The 12,429-nt window shown below is 51.2% G+C and carries 12 protein-coding genes; 9 read left to right on the plus strand and 3 right to left on the minus strand.

Going from position 1 to position 12,429, the window contains the following annotated elements; all coding sequences use genetic code 11:
- Positions 1–10: 10 nt before the first annotated feature.
- The 9 genes from sat to LCH85_03870 all read left to right on the plus strand — a co-directional run bounded on the left by sat (position 11) and on the right by LCH85_03870 (position 9,148).
- Complete coding sequence (sat, locus tag LCH85_03830; protein MCA0351105.1) at positions 11–1,162, plus strand: sulfate adenylyltransferase; 1,152 nt, start codon at positions 11–13, stop codon at positions 1,160–1,162.
- A 70-nt stretch (positions 1,163–1,232) separates the two neighbouring features.
- A complete protein-coding gene (gene cysC, locus LCH85_03835; protein ID MCA0351106.1) occupies positions 1,233–1,787 on the plus strand; it encodes an adenylyl-sulfate kinase in 555 nt (184 codons plus the stop codon).
- Positions 1,784–3,445 carry a nitrite/sulfite reductase gene (locus LCH85_03840; protein MCA0351107.1) on the plus strand — a complete coding sequence of 554 codons (1,662 nt, stop codon included), beginning with the start codon at positions 1,784–1,786 and terminating at the stop codon, positions 3,443–3,445. Before cysC ends, LCH85_03840 begins: the two co-directional genes overlap by 4 nt.
- A 379-nt stretch (positions 3,446–3,824) precedes the next feature.
- Positions 3,825–4,421: a bifunctional precorrin-2 dehydrogenase/sirohydrochlorin ferrochelatase gene (locus LCH85_03845; GenBank protein ID MCA0351108.1), complete on the plus strand. Its 597-nt coding sequence runs from the start codon at positions 3,825–3,827 to the stop codon at positions 4,419–4,421.
- Positions 4,418–5,209, plus strand: a complete 792-nt coding sequence (cobA, locus tag LCH85_03850; protein MCA0351109.1) for a uroporphyrinogen-III C-methyltransferase — start codon at positions 4,418–4,420, stop codon at positions 5,207–5,209. The genes LCH85_03845 and cobA overlap by 4 nt, the downstream gene beginning before the upstream one ends.
- Before the next feature lie 200 nt (positions 5,210–5,409).
- On the plus strand, positions 5,410–6,174 hold the full coding sequence (locus tag LCH85_03855) for an SDR family oxidoreductase (GenBank protein MCA0351110.1): 765 nt from the start codon (positions 5,410–5,412) through the stop codon (positions 6,172–6,174).
- A 55-nt stretch (positions 6,175–6,229) separates the two neighbouring features.
- Positions 6,230–7,117 (plus strand): diacylglycerol kinase family lipid kinase, encoded by an 888-nt coding sequence (locus LCH85_03860; GenBank protein ID MCA0351111.1) that lies wholly within the window; start codon positions 6,230–6,232, stop codon positions 7,115–7,117.
- A gap of 10 nt (positions 7,118–7,127) precedes the next feature.
- Entirely contained in the window at positions 7,128–7,733 is a 606-nt protein-coding gene (locus LCH85_03865) for a glycerol-3-phosphate acyltransferase (GenBank protein MCA0351112.1), read from the plus strand.
- A gap of 296 nt (positions 7,734–8,029) precedes the next feature.
- Positions 8,030–9,148, plus strand: coding sequence for a CapA family protein (locus tag LCH85_03870; protein ID MCA0351113.1), 1,119 nt, complete (start codon positions 8,030–8,032; stop codon positions 9,146–9,148).
- A gap of 107 nt (positions 9,149–9,255) precedes the next feature.
- On the opposite strand, the gene LCH85_03875 is transcribed toward LCH85_03870, so the two are convergent.
- From LCH85_03875 to LCH85_03885, 3 genes are all read right to left on the minus strand, one after another.
- Positions 9,256–10,332: a beta-galactosidase gene (locus LCH85_03875; protein ID MCA0351114.1), complete on the minus strand. Its 1,077-nt coding sequence runs from the start codon at positions 10,330–10,332 to the stop codon at positions 9,256–9,258.
- Positions 10,333–10,485: 153 nt separating this feature from the next.
- On the minus strand, positions 10,486–11,298 hold the full coding sequence (locus tag LCH85_03880; protein MCA0351115.1) for a ferric iron reductase: 813 nt from the start codon (positions 11,296–11,298) through the stop codon (positions 10,486–10,488).
- Positions 11,299–11,330: 32 nt separating this feature from the next.
- Positions 11,331–12,389, minus strand: a complete 1,059-nt coding sequence (locus LCH85_03885) for an iron-siderophore ABC transporter substrate-binding protein (protein MCA0351116.1) — start codon at positions 12,387–12,389, stop codon at positions 11,331–11,333.
- Positions 12,390–12,429: the final 40 nt, after the last annotated feature.

A 12,429-nucleotide genomic window follows, 5' to 3' on the forward strand; every position in this document is an offset into this window, starting at 1 on the left:
GTGTGCTTCAATGGCTGTTTCATCATTAATCTTGCCTCACGGCGGTACGTTGGTCAATCGGATTCCTAGCGGTCTTTTACGCGAAAATTTGTTGCAATCGGCCCAAGATTTGCCACGAATTGTGCTCGATGAGCCGCATCGCGCCGATCTCTTGATGATTGGCATTGGTTCGTATAGCCCCTTAACTGGTTTCTTGAATCGCCACGATTATAAGGCGGTCGTCGAAACCATGCACCTCAAAAATGGCTTGCCATGGTCGATTCCGATTACCTTGCCAATTACCGAAGATCAAGCCTACGATTTGGTGCTTGATCAGCCTGTTGCATTAACTGATGAACAAGGCACGATTTTGGCGGTGCTCGAAGTCGAAGATATTTTCCCAGTTGATGTTGAACACGAAGCACAACACGTGTATCGCACAACCGATGGCGCTCACCCAGGTGTTGCCCGTTTGTATGCCGCGCCACGCTGGCGAGTTGGCGGGGCGATTTGGTTATTGCAAGTTGAGCAAGGGGCATTCCCACACTTGCCACGCACCCCTCAAGAAGTACGTCAATCGATCAGCGATGCCGGCTGGCGCACGGTTGTGGGCTTCCAAACTCGCAACCCAGTCCACCGCGCTCACGAATATATTCAAAAATGTGCCTTAGAAGTGGTCGATGGGTTGTTATTACACCCCTTAGTTGGCACAACCAAAAGCGATGATGTGCCAGCGCCAGCTCGCGTGCGTTCCTACGAGCGCTTGCTGCGTGAATACTACCCCGCCAATCGGGTATTGCTGGGCGTTTTCCCTGCGCCAATGCGCTATGCTGGCCCACGCGAAGCGATCTTTCACGCCTTGAATCGCAAAAACTATGGCTGCACCCACTTCATTGTTGGCCGCGACCACGCTGGGGTTGGCAGTTACTACGGCACCTATGATGCCCAATATATTTTCAACGAATTTGATCCAGCAGCTTTGGGTATTACGCCGTTGTTCTTTGAACATACCTTCTACTGCCAACGTTGTGGCGCGATGGCCTCGGCCAAAACCTGCCCACACTCCCACGAACACCACGTTATTTTGAGTGGCACTGCCGTGCGGGCGCTCTTGTCACGCGGCGAATTACCACCACCTGAATTCAGCCGCCGTGAAGTTATCGAAGAGTTGATCGCTGCGTGAATTGAGTTAAAGAACAGAGAGCATAGAACATAGAACATCTGGTCCTGTGCTCTTACAACAAGGATTTTCTATGAGTCAGGGATATATTATCTGGTTTACTGGTTTATCAGGCGCAGGCAAATCAACAATAGCGGCGGCTTTGGCTGAAGTGCTGCGCGAACGCGAGCAACGGGTTGAGGTGCTTGATGGCGATGTGGTACGCACCCATTTGAGCAAAGGTTTGGGCTTCTCGAAGGAAGATCGCGATACCAACGTGCGGCGCATCGGCTGGGTTTGTGATTTGGTTTCGCGCCATGGCGGAGTGGCAATTGCCGCCGCTATCTCGCCTTATCGCCAAACCCGCGAGGAAATTCGCGCCAGCACCGCTCGTTTTGTCGAAGTCTATATCGATTGCCCGTTGGAAGTTTGTATCGACCGCGATGTCAAGGGCTTATACGCCAAGGCCTTAGCTGGCGAGATCCCTCATTTCACTGGGGTTTCTGACCCATATGAACCACCGACCAATCCTGAGGTGGTGATTCCAAGCCACGCCGAATCGCTCGATGCTAGCGTTGCCCGCATTGTCAACACATTGGAAGAACTCGGCTATCTACCGACGGTTGCCGCCGTCGAGGAGGGCGCATGACTGCTACAACCCCAAAACTAAACCCCGTTGAACTGCAAAAGCTTGAAAAAGATGGCTTGGCAGTGCTTGAAGATATTTATCGCTACGCCCAAAGTGGCGATATCAACGAAGTTACCGAAAGTGATATGAACCGTTTCAAATGGTATGGTTTATATCACGATAAGCCCAAAGATGGCTTTTTCATGTTGCGGGTGCGCTTGCCTGGCGGGATCATGACTGCTGATCAAGCTGATGCGATTGTGCACTTGGCTGAAACCGTCGCCCCTGGTCGGGTTGAAATTACCACTCGCCAAACCTTCCAATTGCATACAATTGCTTTGCGCGATATTCCAACCGTATTTGAAACCTTGGAACGCGTTGGGCTTTCGTCGATTGAGGCTTGTGGTGATGTGCCGCGCAACGTCGTAAGTAGCCCAGTTGCGGGGATTGCCGCCGACGAATGGATCGATCCACGGCCATTCTTCAAGGCGCTCGATGAGCACTTTGCTTATAACGCCGATTACTCGAACTTGCCACGCAAGTATAAAGTTTCGGTCGCTGGCGGCGGGCTTGATGCGACTCAAGCACCAATCAACGACCTTTCGTTCACGCCTGGGCGCAAGGAAATTGATGGTGAGGTTGTGCTAGGCTACAACGTTTGGGTTGGGGGCGGGCTTTCGCACGAGCCACATCTAGCTCAAAACATTGATGTGTTTGTGCCAGCCGATCTCGATGCAGTGGTTGAAATTGCTCGCGCCATCACCTTGGTCTATCGCGATTTTGGCTACCGCGAAAAGCGCAACCATGCACGACTAAAATATCTGATCGCCGATTGGGGTGCAGAGCGCTTCCGCGAAGAAGTTGTGAACTACCTTGGGCATCCCTTGGAACGAGCGGCAACCGATGTGCCACCAGCAGTTTATAGTGGCGATGTCGTTGGGGTCTTTCGCCAAAAGCAGCCAAATCTCTACTGGGTTGGCTTGCTTGTACCAACTGGGCGCATCACGCCAGCCCAAATTCGCGAAGCAGCTCGCTTATCGCGTGAATATGGTCAAAGCGAAATTCGCCTAACCCACAGCCAAAACTTGCTGTTGCCCTACATTCCTGAAGCGCGTTTGGATGGCTTGTTGGCCGAACCGTTGTTGCAAGAATTGCAGCCAAATGGCCCACGCATCCAACGCACGGTCGTTGCTTGCACTGGGTTGCCCTACTGCAACTTCGCCACAATCGAAACCAAAGAAGCTGCTTGGCAATTGGCTGGAGCATTGGATCAAAAAGTTGAGCTTGATGTGCCGTTGCGCATCCATCTTTCAGCTTGCCCCCACTCGTGCAGCCAGCATAGCATCGCCGATATTGGCTTGCAGGGCGGCGTGATTCGCAACCCTGATGGCAGCAAAAACAAATTGCCAGCCACCGATATTTTGTTGGGCGGAGCTTTGGGCGACGATGCAGCAATTGGCCGACGGGTAGCAACCAAAGTGCCATGGTCTGAATTAGCCGATCGTTTAGGCAACTTGGTCACCACCTACCAAGCCCAACGCACCAGCCCTGAGGATCAGTTCCGCCATTGGGCCAAGCGCCAAACCGACGACCAACTGCGGGTTTATCTTGGCTTTGGCGAGCCAGAAACCGAAGAAGGCGTGTGGACAGAAGAAGGCTCGTGGAATAAAGGCCGCTAGCAGATTCCCTCACCTTTCAAGGGTAGGTTTTCGCTGCGAACCATGGATACGCTGGTTCATCGGTGGATGCTTACCTGCCCCTGATTGAACTTTAGGGGGTGCAGGGGGATTAAAGCCCCCTGCGTCTCCCGCCTTGAGGCGGGACGGAAGGGTGGTGATTAACCAATTCTTGGTTAAAAGATCTACCTTTGAAAGCTCTATACCAGGGGTGAGGGTTTGCATGATGGCGCAAATTCGATAGAAATCGGCTGATGTATCGCTACGCAAAAACAGAATTGTTGATTATACTGGGCCTGCCCACATGATTTGCAATGTTGCTTTTGCCCAACCACTGCTGTTTGGCGCTAACCGTTTAGTTGGCGACTAAAGGCTGATCGTTATGTACCCAATAGTCTTGACCAATTTAGCCCAACAGCGTTGTGTGGTCGTTGGTGGCGGTGCGGTTGCCGAGCGCAAAGTTGCTGGATTAATCGCTGGTGGCGCAAATCCAATTGTGATCAGCCCTCAACTAACGCCACAACTGCAACACTGGCAAGCTAGCAACCAAATTCAGCATCTTGCCCGTGAATATCAATTTGGTGATTGTGAAGCCGCGTTTTTGGTTGTTGCCGCAACCAATCAACGCTTGGTCAATCAGCAAATTGCCCACGAATGCCACAACCGCCCAATCCTCCTCAATATCGCCGATGCTGCTGAAGAGGGGAATTTCATCACAACCGCCAACCATCGTCAAGGCTCGTTGTTGTTTACGATTAGTAGCAGCGGGGCTAGCCCAGCCTTAAGTCGCTATCTACGCCAACAACTCAGCACTTATTTTGATCAACGGTATGCCACGCTGGCTCAGCTTGTCGCAACTCAACGCACTGAACTTGCAGCGCTAACCACGGCAGAACGTGAGCAATATTTTGATCAATTGCTGATTGAATTAGCCCAACAGCCGACGACGCTCAATCACTTGCCAACGGAGGATCTATGACACGCGAAGGATTTGTTGCATTAGTCGGGGCTGGTCCAGGCTCCGCCGATTTAATTACCGTCAAGGGGTTGCGCCGTTTGCAAAGTGCCGATGTCGTGGTATTTGATGCCTTGGTGTTGCCCGAATTGTTGGCCGAAGCGCGGAGCGATGCCGAGTTGATTCCAGCTGGCAAGCGCGGCGGCCAACATTCCGCCAGCCAAGATTGGATCAACGCAACCTTGATTGAGCACGCTCAGCAAGGTAAATTGGTAGTTCGGCTCAAAGGCGGCGATCCATTTGTGTTTGGGCGCGGTGGCGAGGAAGCTGCTGCTTTGAGCGCTGCTGGAGTTGCATGGGAAGTTGTGCCAGGCATTTCTTCGGCAATTGCGGCCCCTGCCTATGCGGGCATTCCAGTGACTCATCGCGATGTAGCTTCATCGGTCGTTTTTGTGACAGGCCATGAAGATCCAACCAAGCCAACCAGCCGAATCAATTGGCATGCTTTGGCGCAAGGCGTTGATACCTTGGTCTTTTTGATGGGAATTACGCGAATCAACCACACGGTTGCCAGTTTGATTGCCAATGGTCGCCCAGCCGACACTCCAACTGCGGTGATTCGCTGGGGCACGACTGCCGAACAAAAAACGGTGGTCGCACCACTTGATCAAATTGAGGCTGCGGTTAAAGCGGCGGGCAGCGGCGCACCAGCGATTTTAATTGTGGGTGAAGTTGTGGCGTTGCGCGAACAACTCAATTGGTTTGAATCAACAGTGCTCGAAATGCCCGAAGTTGTACGAGCATTCGCCTAACAGAGCCTAGAGCAAAGAACCTAGAATATATTTTCAACCGCGAAGAACGCGAAGGTCACGAAGCTTGGGTTTCGCGTTCTTCGCGTTCTTCGTGGTTAAAGCTAACTCCTCTATGCTCGATTTGCTGCTTGACATAGCTCTATTTGATTGCCTACAATAACGAACATATGTTTCTTTTTAAGCTTAGTGAGGGTCAATCAATGCTATTGAGCGGTAAAATTGCAGTGATTTATGGGGCAGCAGGCTCGATTGGTAGCGCCGTGGCACGCGGCTTCGCTCGCGAAGGGGCAAGGGTCTTTTTAACTGGTCGCAAGCAAACCAGCCTTGAAACGCTGGCCCATGAGATTCGTGAAGCAGGTGGCTTGGCAGAAGTAGCGTTGGTTGATGCACTTGATCAACCAGCAATTGAAGCCCATTTAGCCGATGTGATTGCCCAAACAGGCCGCATCGATATTTCATTCAACGCGATCTGGATTCGCGGCGATTTACAAGGCACGCCATTAGTGCAAATGCCAGCTGAGCATTTTAGCTTGCCAATTATGACTGGAGTTACCACCCACTTTTTGACTGCGACTGCGGCTGCACGCGCAATGATCAAACAGCAATCGGGAGTAATTTTGACGCTCTCAGCTTCTTCCTCCGTTCTATCGGGCCGTGAACGACGCTATCACTTGACTGGCGGATTTAGCACAGCTTGCAGTGCAATCGAAGGTTTTACCTATAGTTTGGCTGGTGAGGTTGGGGTGCATGGAGTACGCGTTGTGTGCTTACGCTCCGATGCCTTACCCGAAACCTGGGGCACACCTGCCGAGCAAATTCAGCAATATATGCAGGCTGGCACAGCACTTGGGCGTTTACCAAGCTTGAATGAAGTGGCAAATAGCGCAATTTTAGTAGCCTCAGATTATGCTAGCGCCATGACTGGCACGATTGCCAATCTCACCTGCGGATCAATTATGGCCTAGCACGGCTTGCCCCTGCTATAATGCTGCTAGCACCCACATGACGAGGAGCATCATTATGTCAAAACTGCGGCTAGCAGTCATTTTGAATCCCCATTCCAATCGCCAACGAGCCGCCCACCAAGCCCCTCACATTATGGCCATGCTCAGCCATTTTGGGCTTGAAGCTACCTTATTCCAAACTACCCACATCGGCCATGCCACACACTTGGCCCAGCAGTGTGTCGCTGAAAACAATTGGGATGGAATTATCGCGGCGGGTGGCGATGGCACGATTAATGAAATTGTCAATGGCATGGCTGGATCGCAATTGCCATTGAGTTTTATTCCGCTGGGCACTGGTAACGATTTTATCAAAATGCTCAAATTGCCAGCTAATAGCATTGTCGAAGCCGTTCGATCAATTGCTGCCAATCGCTTGCGCCGCATCGACCTTGGCATGATCAATCAGCATTGGTTTATCAATGGCGTGGGGATTGGCCTCGATGCCAATGTAGCGATCGAGGCCCAAAAACTTAAACGGATCAAAGGTGGCTTGGTCTATATGATCGCAGTGCTTAAATCGATTTTAAGCTACGAAGCTCGTGATTTGCTGATTGAAACTGATGATCTGACCTTGCAAAAACGGATCAATATGGCGACGGTTGGCAATGGCGGTTACCACGGCGGCGGCTTTTGGATCACGCCTGAGTCGCAAATTGACGATGGAATGCTTGATGTTTGCCTGACTGGCGAGCAATCGCGTTGGTCGATGGTGCGCGATTCGAGCCGTGTGCGCCAAGGAACCCATACCAACCTACCAAGTGTGACAATGATCAAAACCCGTACCTTTAAGCTGTATAGTGAGCGCGGCGTGCCAGTGCATGTTGATGGTGAGGTATTTAGCGCGAGCTTACACGAGATTAATATCACTATTCAGCCAGCCGCATTAACCATTCGGGTGTAGAGGGTTTGTCATGCTGATCGGATTATTTGGGTTATTGGGATATTTAGTTGGTGGAATTCCCTTCGCTGTGCCAGTTGTGCTGCTGTTAAGTGGCCAAGATGTGCGTTCAACTGGCTCAGGCAATGTGGGGGCACGGAATTCGTTGCGGGTGGCAGGTGCTTGGGCTGGGGTGCTAGTGTTGGTACTCGATGCTCTCAAAGCGATCATCCCCATGCTCGTTACCGACGCGATTTTGGCTGACCAATGGCCAGTAGCGCTGGTGGGGGTTACGGCGGTTTTGGGTCATTGCTACTCGCCCTATTTGCTAGTACGCAGTTTGAAAACGCCTTGGCAACACTGGCGGCACTGGCTTTTAATCGTTGGTGGTCAGGGTTTAGCAACTGGCTTAGGCGTAATTAGTGTGCTTGCGCCAATTTTGGCCTTGCCACTGCTAGCTTTAGGCGCTTTTTTTGCACTGGGATTAAAACGTAGTAGTTGGGCGGCGCTCGTGATGATCGGGGCTGCGCCGCTCGCTGCCTATTTCTTCGGCTATATGAACGTTGTTTGGCTCAGCATTGGAGCATGTGCAATCATTATTTTGAGCAAGCTTTGGCAAGATTATCCATTTAAAGAGTAAACCAGGTTAACGATCCACGAAGAACACGAAGGACACAAAGGCAAAACCGCGAAGGACACAAAGAGCGCTAAGGTTAGGCCGATTAACTACTACCTTTACATTATTTAACCAACATTCGTGCGCTTCGTGTCCTTGATAGATCAAACTGATCCCCATAATCACATCCATCTGTGTCAATCTGTGGCGAAAACAGCCTTCGTGCATTTCGTGGTTGCAGTGTTCTATGTTCGCTATGCTTGTTTTTTTGTATGCTACTCTATCGCCACAGCAACTCGTTAAGCAGGAAGGATGTTTGAATGCGGCGTTTGAGTTTGTTAGTTTTACTAGGAATTTTCGTAGCTTGTAGCAGCACGACGACCACTGAGCCAAGTCAATTGGCGCTTGCCCCAACCGCAACTACTGCGAAAACCGCAACCCTCGAACCAACCAAGACCCCCGAACCAACCAGCACGACTTTGCCGACCGCAACGATCGAGCCAAGCCCAACCCCTGAGCCGAAAATCGAGTTGGCGATCGTTGGTGATATTATGCTAGCCCGCTCAATTGGCGAGCGCATTCTGAGCGATGGCCCTGAGCAACCATTTGCTGGAGTACGTGAACACTTGGTCAATGCCGATTTGACGATTGGCAACCTTGAAACTGCTATTGCCGATGCTGGTGAGCCAGCGCCCAAAGCCTATCGCTTTTTAGCTCCACCCGAAAGCGTAGATAGCCTCAGCGATGCTGGCTTTGATCTGGTTTCGTTGGCCAATAACCATAGCCTAGATTGGGGCGAATCGGCATTGAGCGAAACAATCGGTTTGTTGAATGAAGCTGAGATTGCCAATGTTGGCGCAGGAATGAACGCTGAGCAAGCCTATCGCCCGGTTATTATTGAGAAAAATGGCTTACGCCTAGCATTTTTAGCCTATGTGAACGTGCCAGTCGAACGCGGTGGCTTTGTGACTGAATCGTGGACGGCAACTGCCGATCAGCCTGGCTTAGCGTGGGCCGAGCCAGCCGTGATTGCTGCCGATGTTGCGGCGATTCGACCAAGTGTCGATCATGTGATTATCTTATTGCATAGTGGCTATGAGGGAATCGATCAGCCAAATGAGATTCAGCGCAGCAATGCCTATGCGGCTTTAGATGCTGGGGCAACTTTGGTTTTGGGGGCGCATCCCCACGTTTTGCAAGGCTACGAATTACGTTCAAACGGCCAATTTATAGCCTGGAGCTTAGGCAATTTTGTGTTTGATGGTTTTGATGGTACGCCGAGCCTTGATAGCGCCATTTTACACCTGACCCTCGATAAAACCGGGGTGATTGCCTCACGCTGGACACCCGTGCGCTTAGTTGAGGGCTATCCGCAAGCGCTTGATCCGGCCAGCGATGGTGCCTATATCATCGAGACAATCGAGCAATTGAGTCAGTAACAAGATATTTAAACGCAGCGGCGCAGAGAATTGATGTTGCTCTGTACCGCTGGGTTTATATGAGAGCCATCGCTACTTTTCTGCGATGCCGAGTAAACCCCCAGCGATTAAGGGTTTTCGGTTACCCATGGCAAAAAGACTGTTGCCCCAAAGTTAGCCACTGACCAAGCATTGAACGCAGCAAATTCCGCTTCCCACGTGCAGCACAAGGTTGTAAATTCTTGCTCCCATGGCTCAATATACCGTAGACCTAACTCCCTCGCTTGGGCAAACATCATGGCGTAGCCCTCTGCAGGAAAGCGATCCGACTGATCTGAGGAGCCAATGACCTGACCGTATTTGTCGCAATCGGCTTGACGAAAATAGTCTAATAAATCGGGTTGATAGGTCTCGCGCCCAGAAAGCCACCAAATTGCAATGCCAACCCGCCCAGCAAAAGCAGAATTACCGCAAATTGAGTCGCCGATTCGACGAGGAATTTGTGGGTCATTGAGCACATAATGCAGTTCGACCGCCAAGGCTTTTTGGGGAAACGCCGCCGCAAAATCGCTAGTAATACCTGTAACAGTTGTTACCCAACCATCAGCACTCCACCCGAGCGCCGCCCAAGTTGTACCACTTGGTAAAAGATCACGCTCAAACGGCAGTTGGCCCTCGATCCCATTTGCGGTCATCTGGCTAACATACACAAGCATCAGCGATGGATCATTGGCATACTTTTCAGCCATTGCAAGTGCCAAAAGCCGCAATCGCTCACGAACTGCTGGATGCCACGCGGGAGCCACGGTCGTTTCGTTGCCTTGGAACAAATAGCGGATGCGCGGAGCATTGTAGGGTGTTTCATATAACCAATTCGGTGTAGCAGGGCCAGCCAGCACTGCCAGCGACCAATATTTCCCCGCAGCCCGAATTTTCGCCACCACCAGATCAACCTGCTGCCAATTATAAACGCCAGGACTCGTCTCCAACAGATTCCAAGGGATGCGCACCAAACCACCATGGACTTGCTCATGCCCGATGACAGCCGCATTCTGTGAACCTGAAGCAGCAAATACGCCTAATGGTTTGGCAATAATCAGATCTGCTTGCGGCAATTGAGGAGTCGAGGCTGCCAACGTCGGTATTCCTAGTAGCCAAGCAATTAAACTGCCAATCAACCAGCCCATCCACAAACGGCTCGTCATTGATACCTCCTGTTTTTTGGGTGCATCGTTGAGATTTGGCAACTATCGCATGAACTTGTGAATAGCTGATGAAGCTTGCGAGGTTGAAAGGGGTTAAACAAAAGGGATCGAGCTTTGATTAACTCGATCCCCTTGATCGTTGATCCTTAAGTTTTAGTTAGTTATGCCCGCCATGCGTTGCAAGCGCTCGGCGGTGGGTAATAGCGGGCAATCGTTGCAGTTGCGACCACCTTCAACTTGGTAGTACAAGCAGCAACCACCACGCTGCAGGAAGGTTGCACAGGCATCACTTGCAGTATCCAGTTGAATATAACCAGTTTTACTGGCCTTCATGGCCGAACCTTTAGCTCCAACAAAGGCCATGCCCTCTTCACAAGCAGCAGCAACTTGATCAAGCCGCTGGCCAACCCGCAAGAAAATGCCAGCACAGCGATCGGCGATGATGTTCCACTGGGCACGTTGGCCTAAGCCTGATTGATCAGCGACCAATTGCACCACTGGATCAAGATGCTGCTCGAATTGCTGGCGTAATTGTTCGCGCAAGCTGGCTTTATCTGCAACAACGGTTGCGCCAGTTTGGCTTTGATCAACAGCTAAGCCGAAAAAACGTTGCGAAGCAAAGGCGATTGCAGCCTGATCAGCATTGCCGTTGCTAGGAAAACGTGCCAGCACATTGGCTCGATCAAGGTCGGGAATCCGTTGATCGATCAGTAAGCTGGCAATCGCGGCTCCAGCCAAATACCAAACATATGAACTAATAAAGAACGAGCCTGTCAAGCGGCGCTTGGCTAGCTTGCGCGAGGCCGCAAAGCCTTCCAAAATAGTGCTTAGCGTCGCTGGATCGGTCAATGATGTCGCAGGCAACCAATCTGGCTCGTTTGGTTCGGCAATCCGCGCAACCAAGTATTGATCCAAGGTCGCGGCGCGTTCCAGGCTTTGGGCAAGTGGGCTACTTCCTACGCTCATACACACATCCTCTATCAATCAACCTTGATTAATTATTGTTTGGTTAAGCTTTTGACCACTCGTTGGGCCAAGACTTCGGCTGACAAAGGGCCGCCAAAGAACCAAACGTCGCCACCCAAGGGGTAAGCTTGGCCTTTTTTGACAAACTCAAGGCTATCCCAGAAGGGCTTGATTGTGCCGCTAGCAAATGGGTTGTCATCATCGGCTACAACATACATAAAGTGCACATCGCCAAGTTGGGCCAGCACTTCGCTACTCACGGTCGAGAAGCCATAAACTTGGAATGCGCTATCAGTCCAGCCATTTTTGAGGCCAGTTTTAGCGATCAATTTGGCAATCATCGAGTTGTCGGTGAACAAGCGAATTTCAGCGGCGTTGTTTGAGGTATAGGCTTGGGCCAAGACATATGGCGCATTTTCAAAGCCAGCGGTTGCCAAAGTTTGCTTGGCATCAGCGTAGGTTTGCTCCATCTTGCTCAACACAGCTTTGGCTTCTTCAGTTTTGCCCAACACATCAGCAATCGTGTTGAAGGTGTCGATCATTTCAGCATATTGATCGCCTGATTCAGGATAGGGATTGAACACCAAGGTTGGAGCAATTGCACTGTATTGAGGATAGTTTTTATCAGCATCATATTTGAGCGTGATGATCAAATCAGGCTTGAGTGAAGCAATCGTTTCGAGATTGGCTTCGCCGCGGGTTCCAACATCGGTTGCATCTGGGCCTAATTCAACTGGAACATCGACCCATGTGTTGTAGCCTTCGATATCAGCAACGCCAACTGGTTGCACGCCCAAGGCCAACAAGTTTTCGACGTAAACCCATTCGAGCACAACCACCCGTTGCGGCGTGCCAGTGATTGTGGTTTCGCCTAAAACGTGCTTGATCGTGCGCGTGCCAGCAGCGCTATCAGCTGGGGCAGTGGTTGCTTCAGCGGCGGCTTCGGTTGCAGCAGCGGTTGGTTCACTAGCAGTTGTCGCGGTTGCGGCAGCGGCGGTGGTTGGGGCGGCTGTAGGTGCTTGGGTTGCTGCCGATGAACCACAGGCAGTCAAAATACTGACCAAGCCAATTAATGCCAAAAATCGTTGCATTATCTATATTCCTGCTGACCGCTTGGAACTCTCAAACGGC

The sequence above is a fragment of the Chloroflexota bacterium genome, assembly GCA_020161265.1.
Taxonomy (GTDB): Bacteria; Chloroflexota; Chloroflexia; order Chloroflexales; family Herpetosiphonaceae; genus Herpetosiphon.

Coding starts and splice junctions, on each gene's coding strand:
- sat (MCA0351105.1), top strand. CDS start 11: ATGGCTGTTTCATCATTAATCTTGCCTCACGGCGGTACGTTGGTCAAT.
- cysC (MCA0351106.1), top strand. CDS start 1,233: ATGAGTCAGGGATATATTATCTGGTTTACTGGTTTATCAGGCGCAGGC.
- LCH85_03840 (MCA0351107.1), top strand. CDS start 1,784: ATGACTGCTACAACCCCAAAACTAAACCCCGTTGAACTGCAAAAGCTT.
- LCH85_03845 (MCA0351108.1), top strand. CDS start 3,825: ATGTACCCAATAGTCTTGACCAATTTAGCCCAACAGCGTTGTGTGGTC.
- cobA (MCA0351109.1), top strand. CDS start 4,418: ATGACACGCGAAGGATTTGTTGCATTAGTCGGGGCTGGTCCAGGCTCC.
- LCH85_03855 (MCA0351110.1), top strand. CDS start 5,410: ATGCTATTGAGCGGTAAAATTGCAGTGATTTATGGGGCAGCAGGCTCG.
- LCH85_03860 (MCA0351111.1), top strand. CDS start 6,230: ATGTCAAAACTGCGGCTAGCAGTCATTTTGAATCCCCATTCCAATCGC.
- LCH85_03865 (MCA0351112.1), top strand. CDS start 7,128: ATGCTGATCGGATTATTTGGGTTATTGGGATATTTAGTTGGTGGAATT.
- LCH85_03870 (MCA0351113.1), top strand. CDS start 8,030: ATGCGGCGTTTGAGTTTGTTAGTTTTACTAGGAATTTTCGTAGCTTGT.
- LCH85_03875 (MCA0351114.1), bottom strand. CDS start 10,332: ATGACGAGCCGTTTGTGGATGGGCTGGTTGATTGGCAGTTTAATTGCT.
- LCH85_03880 (MCA0351115.1), bottom strand. CDS start 11,298: ATGAGCGTAGGAAGTAGCCCACTTGCCCAAAGCCTGGAACGCGCCGCG.
- LCH85_03885 (MCA0351116.1), bottom strand. CDS start 12,389: ATGCAACGATTTTTGGCATTAATTGGCTTGGTCAGTATTTTGACTGCC.